This window comes from Streptomyces sp. HPF1205 (assembly GCF_020400825.1).
In the GTDB taxonomy this organism is placed as follows: Bacteria; Actinomycetota; Actinomycetes; order Streptomycetales; family Streptomycetaceae; genus Actinacidiphila.
Window position 1 is genome coordinate 42,509 of sequence record NZ_JAINVH010000035.1, and the last position, 16,540, is coordinate 59,048.

Genomic DNA, 16,540 nt, shown 5'->3' on the forward strand with positions numbered 1-16,540 from the left:
ACAGGAGCACGCCATGAGCGAGCTGATGAGCTACGCGGAACGGGTGTGGACAGGGCAGGACGACCTGCGGGCCTACTTCTCCGGCGCCTTCAGGGCGGACGGGCTCCAGCCGGTCGCCGAGGACGTGTGGATGTGGCCGGCCACCGGCAACGTGTACGTCTTCCGCACCGGCTCCGGCCTGCTGCTCTTCGACAGCGGCGACCGGCACACGGCGGGCGCGCTGCGCGAGGCGGTACGGGCGGTCGGCGACGAACCGGTGGACACCGTGGTCTTCTCGCACGGCCACGTCGACCACGTCCTCGGCGTCGACCCCTTCGACCGCGAGGCCGCCGAGCGCGGCCGGCCACGGCCGCGGGTGATCGCCCACCAGGACGTCACCCGCCGCTTCGACCGCTACGTCCTGACCGCCGGCTACAACGCCACCGTCAACAGCAGGCAGTTCCGCGCCCCCGGCCTGAAGTGGCCCACCGTCTACCGCCGGCCGGACGTCACCTACGAGCGGACGTACGACCTGCGGCACGCGGACACCCCCGTGCACCTGCGGCACGGCAGGGGCGAGACCGACGACGCGACCATGGCCTGGCTGCCCGAACGGGGCATCCTGTGCTGCGGCGACTTCTACGCCTGGAACGCGCCGAACGCCGGCAACCCGCAGAAGGTCCAGCGCTACGTAGCCGAATGGGCCGAGGCGCTGCGCTGGATGGCGGGGCTCGGCGCGGAACTGCTGCTGCCCGGCCACGGTGTGCCCATCGCCGGGCCCGACCGGATCAGGGAGACCCTGCTGGCCTCGGCGCGGCTGCTGCAGCACCTGCACGACGCCGTGCTGGCGATGATGAACGAGGGGGCGACCCTCGACGAGGTGCTGCACGGCGTGCGCGCCCCGGCCGAGCTGCTCGCGAAGCCGTACCTGCGCCCGACGTACGACGAACCGGAGTTCATCGTGCGCAACGTGTGGCGGCACTACGGCGGCTGGTACGACGGCGACCCCTCGGCGCTGCGTCCCGCGCCCCGGGCCGACCTCGCCGCCGAGCTCGCGGGGCTGGCCGGCGGCCCGAAGGTCCTGGCCGAACGGGCCCTGGCGCTGGCCGAGAACGGCGACGTCCGGCTGGCCGGGCACCTGGCGGAGCTGGCCGCCCTGGCCGCGGCGCCGGACTCCGCCGAGTACCCGGACGTGCACGGGATACGGGCGCGGGTCTTCCGGGCGCTGGAGGAGCGGGCCGGCTCCTTCATGGCCAAGTCCCTCTACGGGTGGACGGCGGAGCAGTCCCTCGCGGCGTCCAGGGGCGAGCGCGACGGTGCCGGGCAGCCGAGCGGATGGGCGCCCTGAGGGCGGCAACGGCAAGGCGGGCGGGCGGCGGCCGGCTGCCTGAGGGCCGTACCGCCGCCCGCCCGCTGTCCTGGACCCGCGGGCCGCGGGTCAGTCGGTGCCGGGCTCCTGGACGACGAGGATGTGGTTGCCGTCCGGGTCGTTGACCGAGAAGAAGTGGCCCCACGGCGCTTCCATGAGGGGCCCATTGGACTCCACGCCCTTGGCGGCCAGCGCCTCGTGCGTGCCCTTCACGTCCTGCGCCGCGATGGAGAACTGCTGGGTGCCGGGCTTCAGTCCGCCCACGTCCCAGGTCACCAGGACGATGGAGCAGCCCTCTTCCGGAGTGGCCAGCTGGAGCCAGCGCAGACCGGGCTCGGGCGGCATTTCCTCGGGGGTCATCTCATGGTCGTTGATGACCTTGAAGCCCAGTTTCTCGTAAAAGCTCTTCGCCGCCTCCTGATCGGTAACGGGAACCGAAAGGAGGGTGATATGCGTGATGGCCATGTCGCGGCGTCACCTCATCATTCGATCGCTTGACTGCCGGTTGCCCACGATATCCCACCGCAAATAGCGGCAAGCGTATTCGGCCGGATTCCGGTGGCCGATGTCCCGAAATCCGCCGATGACGCGGTGAATGGCCGCGCCCGGTCGCGGAAGTCCGGTGCCGGCGCCTGATCGGGGCGTCGGCACCGGCCGGACGGCGGGTGCCCGCCTGTCAGGACGCGTACCCGGCCGACTGTGCCTCCGAGGCGCTCAGGTCGCACACCCGCACCAGGGTGTCGTACGCCACCAGGGCGCCGCGTACGACCTCGTTGTAGAGGTCCTGGGCGGCCAGCGCCAGATCGCGCATGGGCTGCATGAAGAGCATGAAGAACGTGCCGAACTCGTAGCGGCCCAGGGTCTCGCGGCCGTAGGTCTCCATGTTCTGGATCAGCTGCACCCGGACCCGCAGCTTGCGCAGCCGGGCGATGCGCGCCTGCGCCATGCCCGTGAAGCCGCCTTCACCGAGCTGGCGCAGCGTGTTCTCGTAGCACTCGTCGCGGCCCTTGGCCAGCGCGGCCGCCGCATAGGCCTGCAGGCTCGTGTACTGGCCCACGGCGGTGTCGATGAGGCTCACCGTCTCGTCCAGTGCCCGGAAGGCGGCGCTGTAGGTCGCGTCGACGTTCTTCATCTTGTCCGTCACGGCGTCGACGTCCACCGCTCCGTCGGGGCCGACGGCCGTACCGGACGCCTCGACGACGTACCTGACGGTGTCGTCGAGCGCGGCCAGTGACTCCATGGCGTCACGCACGGAGCGCAGCGTCGCCGCCGTGGCCACCGCATCCGCGACCAGCCCCTCGGAGATCTCCGCGGCCTCCGCTGTCGCGTAGTTGTTGGGGGGGCATTCGTTGTGCAGACCCAGTACGCCCACTACCTTCTCCTCTGTCGCCCGATTGGTCGAGGTTGACTCGACCATAGGCAAGGCCGAGCAGGCCCTTCTACTTCGAGCTTGCGTCCCTGCGGGCGCCGCGGGACCGCGGCGGGGCAACCTCCGAGAAGGCCGCGGGCGGGCCGGTCGGCGAGGATGTCAGGCGCCCCCAAGCCTGCCGTTAGGACGCCTCGGCCATGGATTCGGACCACGCAGCACGGAGCCCCGGCACACGCGGGCCCGCACCCTCCTCGCGCGTCGCCGACGCCTTCGAACGGGCCGCCGACACCTACGACCTGACGGGAGTGCGGTTCTACGGCCCTCTCGGCCGCCGGCTCGTGGCGGCGGCCGGCCTGACCCCGGGCATGCGCGTCCTGGACGTGGGCTGCGGCCGGGGCGCCTGCACCTTCCCGGCCGCCGAGGCGGTGGGCGAGGACGGCTCGGTGACCGCCGTGGACGCGGCCGAGGCGATGGTCGAGGCGACCCGGCGGACCGCCGCCGAGCAGGGCGCGTCCCACGTCACCGTGCTGACCGGCGACGCGGGCCGCCCGGACTTCCCCGACGGGTCGTTCGACGCCGTCCTGGCCGGCCTCGTCGTCTTCCTGCTGCCCGATCCGGCGGCGGCGCTGCGGGCCCACCACCGCCTGCTGCGGCCCGGCGGCCGTTTCGCGATGAGCAGCTTCGGATCGGTCGATGCGCGCTTCTTCCAGGTCACCGACGTGCTGCCGCAGTTCCTCGACGAACCGCTCGGGCCCGTCCCCGGGCGGAGCGACAACGCCTTCGCCACCAAGGAGTCCGTTGCCGCGCTGGTGTCGGGTGCGGGTTTCACCCGGATCGGCGTGGCCGACTCGGACCTGGACATCGAGTTCGCCGATCCCGGCCAGTGGTGGGACTGGCTGTGGCAGACCGCCGGCCGGATGATCCTGGAACGCATACCGTCCGAACGCCTGCCGCAGGCGCGTGCCGCGGCCTGCCGCCGGATGGACGAGGTCAGGGACGCGGACGGCAGGCTCTCGCTGCACTGGAACGTCTGGCTCACCACGGCGGTACGCGGGCCCGCCGCCACGGACGCGCCGGACGGCGGCCGGACGTGAGCGGGTGCGGGCGGGCGTGAACAGATGTGAGCCTCCGCGGGACCCCGGACAGGAGCCGGAGGACGGCCGGGCGGGCACCGGGTGTCCCGGCCGCCGGGCGGCGCGGTGGCCCCGACCGGGAAAGGACGGCCCGACATGGCTTCGGAACTTCCACCGCCGGCCCCTGCCGCACTGCCGGTGCTGGGGCACGCGCCGGCCTTCGTCCGCGATCCGCTGAGCGTGGTGCGGGCCGGGCAGCGGGCGCACGGCACGGTCTTCTCGCTCAACCTCGGCCCGAAGCGGGCGGCCGTGGTGGTCGGCGCCGAGGAGAGCCGCACCGCGCTCGCCGCGCCCGAGCGCACGCTGGCGGTGGCCCCCGTGTACCAGTGGCTGCGGCCGATGTTCGGCGCGGTGATGCAGGCGGCCGACCACGCGGACTACCTGGTCCAGCGGGCCGCGCTGCTCCCCGTCTTCCGCGGCCGGCAGGTCACCGACCACACCGCCGCGGTGACCGACGACGTCCAGGCGTGGATCGCCGGCCTGGGCGCCACCGGCCGCTTCGACGCCTACCGCGACCTGGAGCGGCTGACCCTGGACATCGCGATCCGCCTGGTGTTCGGCAAGGACTTCCGCGCCCGCGAGGGCGTGGCCTTCCGTAGGTACTTCCAGGACGTGGCCGCCGGCATGGAGTTCGTCCTGCCCGCCTGGTTCCCCGCGCCCCGGCTGCTGCGCCGCAACCGGGCCAGGACACGGCTGTTCGCGCTCCTGTCCCCCTACGTGCGGCAGGCCCGGTCCCGGCCCGACCCAGCGGCCCAGGGCTTCCTCGCGCACCTGGCCGCGAGTGCCGACGAGGCCGGAACCCCCTTCGACGAGGAACTGGTGACGGGGCTCGCGCTGGTGCTGGTCTACGCCGCCTACGAGACGACGGCCGCCCAACTGGCCTGGGCGCTCATCCTGTTGCTGCAGCACCCGGAACACCTGACCGCGGTCACCGCGGAGGTCGGCACCGAACTCGCGGACGGCGAGCCGACTCCCGGCACGCTGCGCCGGCTGACCCGGCTCGGCCGGTGCCTCCAGGAGACCCAGCGGCTGAGGCCGGTCACCACGATGCTGACGCGCTTCGTCGCCGAGCCCTACGAGGTCGCCGGATACACCGTGCCCCGGGGCTGGAACACCCTGTTCTGCCCCCCGGTCACCCACCGGCTCGCCGACCTCTACCCCGACCCGGACGCCTACGACCCCGAGCGGTTCTCCCCGCTGCGCGACCCGGACGGCCGGGCGGCGAACGGACTGCTCAACCTGGGCGCGGGGGCGCACGCCTGCCTCGGCGCCCGGCTCGCCGACATCGAGATGCGGCTGATCATCGCGTCCCTGCTGCGCGACCGGGAACTGCGCCTGGACGGCCCCCCGCCGCAGCCGGTGCGCAAGCCCGGTATCGCGCGTCCCGCCGGTCCCTGCCCGGTGTCGTACGACAGCGTCCGACACTGACGGCGAGGTGGTCCGTGAGTGCCTTCCGAGGGCGTCCGTCCCAGCCGCCGGCCGCCCTCGGGTCCCCGGCGGGATCCGCAGGCCCGGGCCGGGAGGCGCCGGCCGTCGGCGTGCGCGGGCGGCAGGCCGCCGGCGCCGCGGCTCCCGGCGGCATCGCGCCCGAGCGCTTCAAGGAGGTGTTCCGCCGTCATCCGGCCGGCGTGGTCGTCGTCACCGCCGACAGCGGCCGCGGTCCGGCCGGCTTCACCGCCACCTCGCTGGTCTCGGTGTCGCTGGCGCCGCCGCTGGTCTCCTTCGGCGTCGCCGTCACCGCCTCGTCCTGGCCGCACCTCGAACGCGCGGCCTCGGCCGTGGTCAACTTCCTGGGCGCCGACCAGGAGGACGTGGCCAGGCGCTTCGCCGTCAGGGGCATCGACCGCTTCGCCGCGCCCACCCGCTGGCGCCGTCTCGAGCACGGCGAACCGGTACTGGACGGAGTGTCCGGCTGGCTGCGGGTCGCGGTCGTGCAGACCGTTCCCGCCGGCGACCACCGCATCGTCGTCTGCCGCGTGGAGGAGTCCTGGCTCGACCCGGGCCGCCGCCCGCTGCTCTTCCACAACGGCGCCTACCACCCGCTCTGACCGCCGGGTCCGCCGAGGGGCAGCTGCGGCGTACGAGGGGGACGGGAGTGCCGTGCCGAGCGGCGGGGTCGGCCAGTCGGACGTGGGCGTCAGCGGGGTTGCGGCCGAGCGGGACGGCGGTGAAGTCGGGGGCGGGCGCCGGCGGCGCAGGCCGTCGAGCCAGGTGCCGCAGGTGCGGCGGCCGATGCTCCGGTCCCGGTCGGCCCGCCCGGAAATCGCCCGTACCGCCCACACCGCACATAACGCACACCAGCAAACCCGCAGGTCAGGCGCCCTTCCCCGCCCGCTTCAGCACCGCGACGCACTCCACGTGGTGCGTGACGGGAAAGACGTCACAGGAAGCGCTGGGCGGAGAACCCGCAGTTCAGGGCCGCTTTCGTGACTCCGAAGAGGATCTTGTACGCGCCCGGAGCGTCAAACGAGCGTCACGGTGGACACGCATCGGCCCCCGTAAGCGGGCGCCGGCGCCCCGGTGTTCAGGCGAAGAGCTGGTCCAGCCAGGAGGGGTCCGGGCGCGGAGTGAACCAGTAGCCGCCGCCGGTGGTCAGGAGGTAGTCGGCCAGGGCTTCGCCTGCCAGCCGGTGCTGGACCGCGGTGAAGCCGTTGGCGAGGCTGCGCTGGTAGCAGACGAAGACCAGTCCGTGGCCGTCCGAGGGGTCCGCCGAGGAGTAGCTGCGGCGAACGAGGGGCGCTGGCGTACCGTGCTCGGCGGCCGGGTTGGCCAGTCGGACATGGGCGTCCAGCGGGGTGGTGCGGCCCAGTGGGTCGGCGGTGAAGTCCGGGCGGCTGTCGGCGGGGCGGCCGTCGAGCCAGGTGCCGTCGGGCCGACGGCCGATGATCCGGTCGCGGTCGGTCTGCCGGTGGTCGTTCCAGCGTTCGGTGGCCAGCCGGATCCGCCGCACCACTTGGTAGCTGCCGCCCACGGCCCAGTCCGGCTCCCCGTCGCCGGGAGCGACCAGCGCGGCATCGGCGAGTTGCGCGGAGGTGGCGGGGTTGCCGAGGCCCTCAGCGTAGCCCAAACCGTTGCGGCTGATCGGGCGGCCATAAGCCATGTGATTGTCGTCCCGCCGCATCAAGACGCGCCAGCGTGGTGCCCAATCCGGCACGACCGCTCTCAGCGCGCGCTCACCCGCTTCCGCCTGGCCGGCGGTGGGCGCCGCCACGTAGAGCAGGACGTCGCCATGCGTCGTCGCGGGATCCAGCAGATCACCGGGGAAGTCCGGCATGACGGTCAGCGACCGGGGGCGCCGCCCAGCCAGTTCCACCGCGTCGAAGAAAGACGCGCCGAGCCCCAGGCTGAATTCTGTGAGCCCATCAAGGCTGGAAGCTGCCGTGTACAGCCCGCGCAGCCCCGCCACCGTCCGAGCCCGGTCACCATGTGCGCCCAGGGCGATCAGCACACCGCGATCGGGCGGCAGCGAACCGAGCCTTCCCAGCACGTGGGCTTCGGCCCCGCCGCTTGCGCCGGAGCGGCCGCGGCCGACGGTACCGACCAGAGCCGCGGCAACGGCCGCACCGGCGGCGCCGGCGCCGAGCAGCGCCGCGATCGTCCGCCGCCGGATCAACACGCGCCGCCGGCCGTCGGCGGCAGCGGCCCCGGTTCCGTCCAACTCCTCGCCGGGAATCTGCTCGTCCGATCCAGCGCCCGCATGCACCTCAAGCTCGGCTGCCGGCCCAGCGGGCGCCTCTCGTCCGGCGCGATCATCCGAAAGCCGTGTATCGCCTGGCTCCCCGGGGCCGCCGCGGTGCTCAGCCGTCATCGTCCCATCTCCTTGGCGCTGTGAAGGGCCGCCAAGTCGTCGGCGAACTGTGTCCGTCCGACCGCCCGTGCCAGGGTGCGCCGGAGCCCGAGGGACTCCGCTTGCTGCAGTATCCAGTCCTGCCCGGTCGAGGCGGAGAGGCGCCAAGTGTCTCGCAGGCCCTCGCGTACGAGGATCGCACCCAGTAGGGGCGGGATGCGGTGGGCGTAGGCCAGATGGTGACCGGCGTCTGCGATCTCGTACACCCGCCTCCTGGCCTGCTCGTCGGTTGACAGCGAGAGCGTCCGTACCACCTCACGCATGCCCCGCAGCCACAGAGCCTCGCTGAGACAAGCCGTGCCCGGGCGGTACGCGACCAGGTCGTCCTGGGGCCCGGCTACGGCGGCCAGGCTCCTGTCGGCCAGAGCGTTCAGCGTGCTCTCCTGTGCGGTACCGCGTAGTTCACCGATCCGGCGCTGGATCTCGTCCACAGCCGTGTACATGTGGAAGAAGTCCTCGGCGCATTCTCGGATCCACCAGCGGCCGAAGCGGTCCGAGGTGTGCCACGCCCAGGCCACGATCTCCCGGTCTCCGATGCCCCGCACCGCCCCTTTCGGCCACCGTGCCGCCCACAGTGCATAGCGCACGAAATGCCCTGTCTTGGCAAGACCGATCGCGAAGGGAACGGCATCGGCAAGGCCGGGCTCGCAGCCGACCTCTTCGGCTTCCACGGGATCGACGCCGTGCCCGACAGCCGAGCGCACCTTGATGAACGTCCAGGGCATCATGTGGCGCACGATGACCGACCAGTTCGGCGAGTTCCCCGGCGGCTCAGACATCGTGTCCTGCCCTCCCCTCGTCACGAACCGTCCCTCATTGCCGCGACTCCAGTCCCCCTACGAACACCCGTGTGCCCCATGGGATATACCCGCCTTCAGCGAGTTCGAGCAGCACATAGATGCGGTGATTGCCCTCGTCCACCGATTGGCCGGACTTTTTGAGGCGAGCGTGCACTCCGTCCTTCGGCTTGTTCAGGGCCTTCACCAGATTGTCCGGTCCAAGGCTGCGTGCGTCCCGCAATTTCTTCCTGCTCAGGGGGGAACCGTCGACATCCGGTGTATCAACGCCTCGCAGGTCCGCAACCGTGCCGTTCGGCTCCGGGTACTTGCGCAGGAAGCGCGGCAGCCAACTGGGGTACGTCGGATATTCGGCGCAGTTGTGGACGAGGACCGAAGCGCCGCCGGCGAGGACGTAGTAGGTGTGCGGCCCGTCGACTGTGAGGTTGTAGACCGTCGCACGCGCGGTGCGATGGCGGATCGCGGTGATCTGGACCCAGGTGCCGTTGCTGGTGCGCAGCCACTGGCCGGGGGTGAGGTTGCCGGCGTCGATCCAGGCGCCGATGTCGGGGGCCCAGAAGGGGTGTCCGTCGGTGGCAGTGATCGTGTGGCCGCCGATGGTGATGTCGGTGAGTTGTTTGTCGCCGGTTCCCTGGATGAGGGCAGTGACCGGGCGGCTTTCGCGGTCGGCGGTGGCCGGGTCCGTGGCAGCGACCTTATCGCCGACTTCGACGTCCTCGATGCGTTTGCGGGTGCCGTCGGCCATCAGGACCTCGGTACCGGCGGGGAAGCTGTTGGCGGTGCAGCCCCCGGGGAAGCCGCCTTCGTCGCCGGGTAGGAGCATGGAGGTCAGGCAGCCGGTGAGGGCCGATGTGCCGACCTCGCCCCAGTTGACCTTGCGGCCCGACAAGCGCTGCATGAAGTAGTCCAGGCCGCCGTTGACCAATCCGCCCACGGCACAGGAGGCCAGCAGCGGGTTGTCGCCGCTGGCGTCGGTGTAAGTGGTGGGCGAATCGAGGGCGTACTCGTACAGATTCGAGCCGCCGGCCTGGCCGGTGGGGTCCTCGGAGATGAAGCTGCCGGCGCTGGGGTCGTAGTAGCGGTCGCGGTAGAAGTCCAGGCCCGTGCCGTCGTTCTCGCGGCCGGTGAAGCCGAAGGGGTTGTCGCTGGCGGCACCGGATGCTGTCGTGGCCCCGGAGGGTTCGTAGGCGTAGCTGGTTGCGACGGTGCCGTCGGGGTTGCCGAGGCCGACGACACTGCCCATGGCGTCGGTCAGGTAGACCTGGGTGGTGCCGTTCTCGGTGCGGGTGAGCAGGTCGTCCAGGCCGCCGGTGGTCTCCTGGGTGACCGGGTTGCCGTTCGCGTCGAGTTCGGCGAGCGGGTTGGAGCCGTCGGTGAGGTACTTGGTGGTGCTGCCGCCCACGGTCCTCGTGATCCGGGTGCCGGCTGCGTCATAGCCGAAGGACGCCGTGGTGCCGGACCCGCTTACTCCGGTGAGCTGCTGGCGGTCGTTCCAGGTGTAGTGGGTCTGGCCGCTGGCGGTCAGGTTTCCGTCGGCGTCGTAGGTGCGGGTCCGGCCGTCCAGGGCCGAGGGGCGGTTGGCGGCGTCGTAGCTGCCGGCGCTCTGGGCGGCGGGGAGGGCGATGCGGGCCAGGGTGCCGCTCAACCCGGTCTGCAGCCCGCGCACGTCCCGGTCGTAGGACAGGGTGCCGGTGGTGGTGCCGTTGTGGGTGTAGGTGATGGCCTTGATCTGGCCGGTGGTGTCGGTGTCGTAGCTACGCGCCCATCCGCCGGGGAAGGTGGCGGCTTTCTCGCGGCCGACGGGGTCGAGGGTGAAAGTTGTGGTGTCGGTCCCGTCGGTGAGGGAGGTCAGGATGCTCGACTTGTCCCAGGTGTAGGTCTGGGTGCGGCCGGCCGCGGTCATGGTGTGGAGGCGGTCGGCGTCGTCGTAGGTGTAGCTCACCGTTCCGGTGGGGCCTGTGGCGGCCGCGAGGCGGTCGTGGACGTCGTAGCTGTAGGAGGTGGTGCCGGCCTGGGAGTCGGTGATCGTCCTGATCTGGTCGTTGGTGCTGTCCCAGTAGGCGTAGTCGGCGGTGGAGCTGGGGGTCAGCTGTCCGGTGTCGGTGTATTCGACGTGTTTGGGACGGCCGAGGTCGTCGAAGGTCTCTGTGGCCTTGCGGCCGGCGCGGGTGGTGGTCGAGGTGACCCGGCCGGAGGTGTCGTAGCCGAAGGAGGCGACCGCGCCGAGCGGGTCGGTGACCCGGTACGGCTCGTCGGAGTCGTTGTAGTCCCAGGCCCAGGTGTTGTCGCGGGCGTCGGTGAGGGTTTTGAGGTTGCCGTTCTCGTCGTAGCCGTACGACGTGGAGTGGCCGAGCGGGTCGGTGACCTTTTTGAGGTTGTTCAGCGCGTCGTACTGGTAGGTGGTGGTGGCTCCGGTGGCGTCGGTGGTCGCGACGGGGCGGCCGGTGGCGTCGCTGAACTGCCGGTCGACGGCACCGTTGGCGTCCTGGACGCTGGTCGGGTCGCCGTGGTCGTAGCGCAAGGTGGTGACCGCGTGGGCCGGGTCGGTGACCGTTTTGACCTGGCCGTCGCTCTGGTACGTGTAGTCGGTTTCGCGGTTTTCGGGGTCGATGACCGCGGAGAGGTTGCCGTCGCTGTCGTAGTGGTACGTGGTGGTGTTGCCCAGGGCGTCGGTGCTGGACTGCGGCTGGTCCCAGGGGCCGCCCCAACTGACGGTGCCGCTGTCGCGGGCGTCTGTGGTGCCTGCCAGTTCAGTGCTGCCGGTGTAGCGCCCGGCGCTGTCGTAGTGCAGATCGGTACGGCGCTGCCAGGGGTCGGTCACCGAGGCGAGCCTGTGACCGGTGTCGCGGGTGAAGGTGACGGTGCGGGCCAGGGAAGTCCCGGCCGCCTCGGTATCGGAAGAGGTGTATCCGGCGCTGTCGAAGGCGACGTGGCGGACGGTGCCGTCGGGCTGGGTGACGTCGGTGGCGCTGACGTTGCCGGAGGCATCGGTGGTGTAGGAGAAGCCGTAAGTGGTGCCGTCGGTCAGTTGCTGGTGGCTGACGCGGCCGCCGATGTACGTGTTGGTCAGGTAGGTGATGCCGCGGGCGTCGGTGACGGTGGCCAGGCGGTTGCTGGTGCCGTCGTAGCCGTACTTCGTGGTGTGGTCGGCGGCGTCGGTGAAGGAGTCCAGGCGGCCGGCGCTGTCGTAGTGGTAGGAGGTGGAGCGCCCTGCGTTGTCCCTGGCCAGGGTGACCCGGTTGCTCGTGTCGTACGTCAGGCTGATCCAGCGCCCGTTGGGCGTGGTGATCCGGGTGACGTTGCCGTAGTTGCCGTCGTCGCGAGTGAGCAGGACGGTGTTGCCGTGCCGGTCACGTATCTGGTTCAGCGGCGCGTACTCGGGGAACACCCAGGTGGTTCCGTCGGCGAAGACGAGGTTCCAGCCGGCGTTGTTGTTCCACCTGATGACCGCGCCGGTGAAGTCGGTGTCCGCGGTGGCGGGGGTGAAGACCGCGTCGCTCCAGCCGGTGCCGGGAGAGCTTCGGGTGAAGTGGACCTTGCGTCCGCCCGGAAGGTAGAGGTCGACCTGCTGGTATTGCTGTTCGGAGTGCAGGAAGGCGTTGTAGATCAGGTCCTGGCCGATGCCGAAGGCACGCGAGTGGGTGTCGCCCTGCCAGTAGCTGCGGGTGAGTTCGGCGCTGAGGACGTCGGAGACGGCCAGGTCGGTCTGGGAGTTGGTCATCATGCCGGTGGCGAGGTTGACCGGGTCGCCGCTGAGCCAGTCCGTGAAGTCGCCCAGCCAGGAGAAGTCGAACGGCGGCAGCAGGCCGGTGTTGAACATGGCGCCGTCGAAGGACCAGACGTTGGTGCCCTTGTCGGGCACCACCTGCCGGCCGTCGGGGCTGACCTTGCCGTGGCCGTAGGTGTGCCAGCCCGCGCCCTTGGGGTCGTAGGACAGGAAGTCCATGACGCTGCCGGGCGGCGCGTGCGTGTAGTTGGGGTAGACGATGGTGGCGCCGCCGGGGAAGACCGTGCTGCCGCCGGGCTGGACGGTGAAGAAGACCGGCACGATGCCGTTGGTGGGAAGCGGGAACGGGGACCGGTCGATGGGGATCGGCGTGATGCCCAAGTGGGTGACGACGTGCCCTGCGGTGTCGCGGATCACCGAGCCCTTGGGGATGTGCACTTCCAGGCCGGGGATCTTGGGCGTGGTCAGGACCACTTCCCGATCGGTGGGCACCGGGAGGTGGACCACGTCCGCGGTGTCCAGCGGGCTCATCCACACCGGGAAACCAAGCGAGGTGGTGCGGCCGGCGGCCGGATGGACCCGTATCCGGTACAGGCCGTACGACCGGTCGCGGGTGTTCGCGGTGGATCCGTCGACGGTCACCGTCGTGGTGGACGGCGCGATGCCGCGCAGCAGGAAACGGCCGAGGCGGTCGGTGGCGGCCGACACTGCCGCCGTACCGGAACCACCGGTGACGCGGCTGCCGACGGTGATCGTGACGTGCGGCAGCGGAGTGCCGTCGAGCTTGAGCACCCGGCCGGACAGGGCCGTCACGCCCGGAGGGGCGGTGAGTGCCGGAGGCGCGGCCGGAGCGGGACCGCGGCGGGTGATCCAGTCGTGGCCCGCCAGGTTCTCCTTACCGGGCCTCCACACATCGGGCCCGACCGGATCGGGAACGCCCGCAGACGTCGGTCGGGTGGTGGGCGTCGCGGGGTGCGCTGGAGTCCGTACGGCCGCAGTTCGTGTCGGCGGCACGGTGGTGATCGGGTTGGTGTTCAGTGACGTCGGCGCGCCGACGCCCAGGGTGATCGCGCCAGTCGCCCGCGAGGCGGGATCCACGCTGATCAGAAAGGTGCCGGTGGCGGACAGTTTCGGTACGGAGTAGGTGACGGCGGTCTTGCTGACCGACTGGTGGTTGACCAGACGGGAGCCGTCCGGGTTCACGACGGTGACGTACCAGTTGTACGCGGCCGACCCGATGGTCAGCGACACCGTCTGCCCGGCGGTCCCGGCGAACGCGAAGTGGGCGTTCTGCCCCGCCGAGACCACGGTCGCGGTCTTCTGCGCGCCGCCCGGAGTGAGGGTGCCGCCGTCGATGTCCTTGTACGGGGCCGCCGTCAGCGTGCCGGTGGCCGGATACTGCGGCCGGGCCAGCACCTGGTACGTGCCCGCCGCCAGCGGCGGAAAGAGGTCGGCGGTGCCGGCCGTGCTGCTGTAGACGGTGCCCAGGCCCTTGGTGAGCGTACCGTCGGGAGCGACGACGGCCAGGTCGGCAGCCTGGGTCAGCGAGGTTCCGGTGAAGGTCACCGCCGCCCCCGACCCGGCCGTGGCGGTCAGCGGGACGCGCACCTGCTGGCCCGGCCTCGTCAGCGCCGCCGTGCCGTTGGAGCCGCCCGGCGTAAGGGTGGCGGTGCTGACCGGGGACGACAGCCACCACGTCTGCGAGCCGGTGGAGCCGGCGCTCACCGAATCGACCAGGAGCTGATAGGTGCCGTCGGCCGGCAGAGGCGCGAGATAGACGCAGCCCGTCGACGAGGACGACACGTACCCGACGCTGGTGTCCTGGCTGCCGTCCGGCCGGATCAGCGTCAGCTTGGCATCACTGGCAAGGCTGTTGGCCGACACCCCGAAGCCCAGCAGGTCGCCCTTGTGACCGGTGAAGACCACCCTGCCGCGCTGCCCCGGGCGCGAAAGGTTCAGCGCCGCGGAAGAGCCGTCCACGGTGGGCGCGATCCGTGCGTCGGCGGACAAGGTCAGGCCGAAGGTCCCGGTGGCCGCGTCGGCGGGGTTGATCAGCAGGTGGTACGTACCCGCCTCGGGGACGCCCGGCATGGTCAGCACAGTGTTGCTGCCGACGGACACGTAGCTCTTGTTCAGCACCAGGGCGCCGCTGGGCGCGGTCACGGTCAGGTAGGCGTTGGACGTCAGGGTCGTCTTGGTGACGGCAAGCGAGAGGTTGTCGCCCGTGGTGGCGGTGAACGTGCCGGTGACGTCCTGCCCGGGGCGGGTCACGCTGACCTGGGTGGTGGCAGCCGTCGTGGTCAGGGCACCGGCCGGCAGTTGGTCGCTGAGGGTGAGGGTGGCCGAGCCGGTCTGTCCTTGGTACGGCTCGATGCGTACGGTGTACGTCCCCGTCTGCGGCAGCGACGCGCTGTCCCACTGCTGCGCCGAACTGCCGCTGCCTGCCGACAGGTACGTCACCTGCGTGCCGTCCGGAGCCAGGATCCGCACGTTCGCCGACTGGGTGAAGGTGACACCGGTAACCGCCAGGCTGGCGGGCGTGCCCGCGTCGCCGTGGAAGGTCGCCACCGCCCACTGGCCGAACCGGGTGATCTGCGCGGTGCTGCCGGCTGCGGTGCGGCTGAGGGTGCCGACCTGGAGGAAGGGCGAGCCGGTCAGCGACACCGTTCCGGTGGCGGCGTTGGACGGATCGAAGACGACGGTGTAGCGGCCGGTGTCGGGAAGCGACGGGTAGCCGTAGGACGCCTTGGCCTTGGCCGACACCGACTGCTGGTCCAGGCGGGTTCCGTCGGGCCGGTACACGCTCAGCGTCCCCGACACGGTCATGCCCGATGCGTCGAGCCCGAGGCTCAGGCTGTTGCCCGCGGTCTCGTCGACGCTCCAGCGCGCGTCCTGCCCGGGGCGGGTGATCTGCGCGGCCGGGGTCGTCCCGGTCAGGTCCAAGCTCTGCGCGACCGGCGCGGACAAGGTGACCGAGACCTGGCCGGTCTCGTTGGACGACGGCGCCAGCACCATCGTGTAGGTGCCGCTGACCGGCAGGTCGCTGAGATCCCAGTCCGCGGGCGAGGACGAACCCGACAGATCGGCGGTGCCGATCTGGCTTCCCTGCGGCGAGTAGAGCGTGAGTCCGGCCAGCGAGGTGAAGGTCTTACTGGTGAAGCCCAGGCTCACATCGTCGCCCGCCGAGGCGTCGAACAGCACCCGGCCCTTCAGTCCGGGCCGGGTAATGGCCACGACCGTGGGCGTGGTGTCGGATACGGCCACCTTCACGGTGGTGTCGTAGGCGTCCCCGCTTGCCGGGATCGTGAAGTCCGAGGCGGAGGTGGTGGTTCCGGCGGGAGTCGTCACCGTTACCTTGCCGGTGGTGCTGTCCGGCACGAAGACCGTGAGCGAGGTGTCGGTGCGGGCACTGACCTCGGCCGGCACCCCATTGAAGCGCACCACGTTGTCCGACGCGGTGGCGGCGAACCCACTGCCGCTGATCACCACGCTCGTGCCCACCGTTCCGCTCGGCGGGTCGATGCCGGAGACGACCGGTCCAGGGGCGGCCAGGGAGAACGCCTCCGGGGACTGAGTGCTCGTACCGCTGACCGTCACCGACACCGGAGCGCTCCCGGCGCCGGCCGGCACCGTGACCGTCAGCCGGTTCGCGGTCGCCGCGGTCACCTGGGCGGTCACGCTGCCGAACATCACCGTGTCGTCGGCCGAGGTGGCCGAGAAGCCGGTACCCGAGACGACCACTTGGTCCCCGGGCCGTGCGGTGGCCGGCACCACGCTCAGCACGGACAACTGGCTGGAGGGATAGCGGTCGACCCCGAGTCGGTTGCCGACCTCGTCATACCGGTATCGGGCGGTATCGCCGCCGGGGTCGGTCACTCCGACCAGTCGGCCGGCCGCGTCGTAGGCGTACACCGCGGAGGAGACCACAGGTCCGGACGAGGCGGCCGCCGCGGCCTTCTCCGGCGACGCCTTCGCCGACGGAGTCGTCGGCTTCGCGGTCGATGCTCCGGATGCCTTGCGCACGCCCGATGGCCGCGTACCGGAGGGCCGTGCGGCCGCCGTACCGGCCCCAGCCCTGCCAGGGCCCGCGTCCCCGTAGCTGACCGAGGCCGGAAGCAGTGACAGGACCAGCGCCGTCAGGGCGAGCAGCACCACGCCCGGCAGCCGCCCCGGTCGTAACACGCCCCCGCCTCGACGTGAACCCCACCCCAGCGCCCGCTCCTGGAAAAAGGCAACACGGAACCGCTCGTTTCCATGACGCATCGCATGCCCCCCAGGCATCCCGCCCCACGACGGCCGCACGCAACACAGCGATCCCT

At 71.3% G+C, this 16,540-nt stretch carries 9 protein-coding genes; 4 read left to right on the plus strand and 5 right to left on the minus strand.

The window, feature by feature from the left end; genetic code table 11:
- Positions 1 to 13: 13 nt before the first annotated feature.
- Positions 14 to 1,327: an alkyl sulfatase dimerization domain-containing protein gene (locus K7G61_RS29470; protein ID WP_225850089.1), complete on the plus strand. Its 1,314-nt coding sequence runs from the start codon at positions 14 to 16 to the stop codon at positions 1,325 to 1,327.
- A gap of 90 nt (positions 1,328 to 1,417) precedes the next feature.
- Here K7G61_RS29470 and K7G61_RS29475 read toward each other — a convergent pair whose 3' ends face one another.
- On the minus strand, positions 1,418 to 1,813 hold the full coding sequence (locus tag K7G61_RS29475; protein ID WP_225850091.1) for a VOC family protein: 396 nt from the start codon (positions 1,811 to 1,813) through the stop codon (positions 1,418 to 1,420).
- 211 nt (positions 1,814 to 2,024) lie between these two features.
- Positions 2,025 to 2,720 (minus strand): hypothetical protein, encoded by a 696-nt coding sequence (locus K7G61_RS29480; protein WP_225850093.1) that lies wholly within the window; start codon positions 2,718 to 2,720, stop codon positions 2,025 to 2,027.
- 194 nt (positions 2,721 to 2,914) lie between these two features.
- Here K7G61_RS29480 and K7G61_RS29485 point away from each other — a divergent pair, with 194 nt between their 5' ends.
- The 3 genes from K7G61_RS29485 (at position 2,915) to K7G61_RS29495 (ending at position 5,898) form a co-directional block, all read left to right on the plus strand.
- On the plus strand, positions 2,915 to 3,811 hold the full coding sequence (locus K7G61_RS29485; protein WP_225850095.1) for a class I SAM-dependent methyltransferase: 897 nt from the start codon (positions 2,915 to 2,917) through the stop codon (positions 3,809 to 3,811).
- Between the two features lie 135 nt (positions 3,812 to 3,946).
- Complete coding sequence (locus K7G61_RS29490) at positions 3,947 to 5,278, plus strand: cytochrome P450 (RefSeq protein ID WP_225850097.1); 1,332 nt, start codon at positions 3,947 to 3,949, stop codon at positions 5,276 to 5,278.
- A gap of 110 nt (positions 5,279 to 5,388) precedes the next feature.
- Positions 5,389 to 5,898, plus strand: a complete 510-nt coding sequence (locus K7G61_RS29495; protein ID WP_374204283.1) for a flavin reductase family protein — start codon at positions 5,389 to 5,391, stop codon at positions 5,896 to 5,898.
- A gap of 476 nt (positions 5,899 to 6,374) precedes the next feature.
- Here the strand turns inward: K7G61_RS29495 and K7G61_RS29500 are convergent, their stop codons facing one another.
- The 3 genes from K7G61_RS29500 to K7G61_RS29510 are packed head-to-tail and all read right to left on the minus strand — an operon-like array spanning position 6,375 to position 16,403.
- A complete protein-coding gene (locus K7G61_RS29500) occupies positions 6,375 to 7,658 on the minus strand; it encodes a Dyp-type peroxidase (protein ID WP_225850101.1) in 1,284 nt (427 codons plus the stop codon).
- The gene (locus tag K7G61_RS29505) at positions 7,655 to 8,476 is read right to left on the minus strand and encodes a hypothetical protein (protein WP_225850103.1); all 822 of its coding nucleotides are present in this window, start codon (positions 8,474 to 8,476) and stop codon (positions 7,655 to 7,657) included. Before K7G61_RS29505 ends, K7G61_RS29500 begins: the two co-directional genes overlap by 4 nt.
- 34 nt (positions 8,477 to 8,510) lie before the next feature.
- Positions 8,511 to 16,403: an RHS repeat-associated core domain-containing protein gene (locus K7G61_RS29510; protein ID WP_225850105.1), complete on the minus strand. Its 7,893-nt coding sequence runs from the start codon at positions 16,401 to 16,403 to the stop codon at positions 8,511 to 8,513.
- Positions 16,404 to 16,540: the final 137 nt, after the last annotated feature.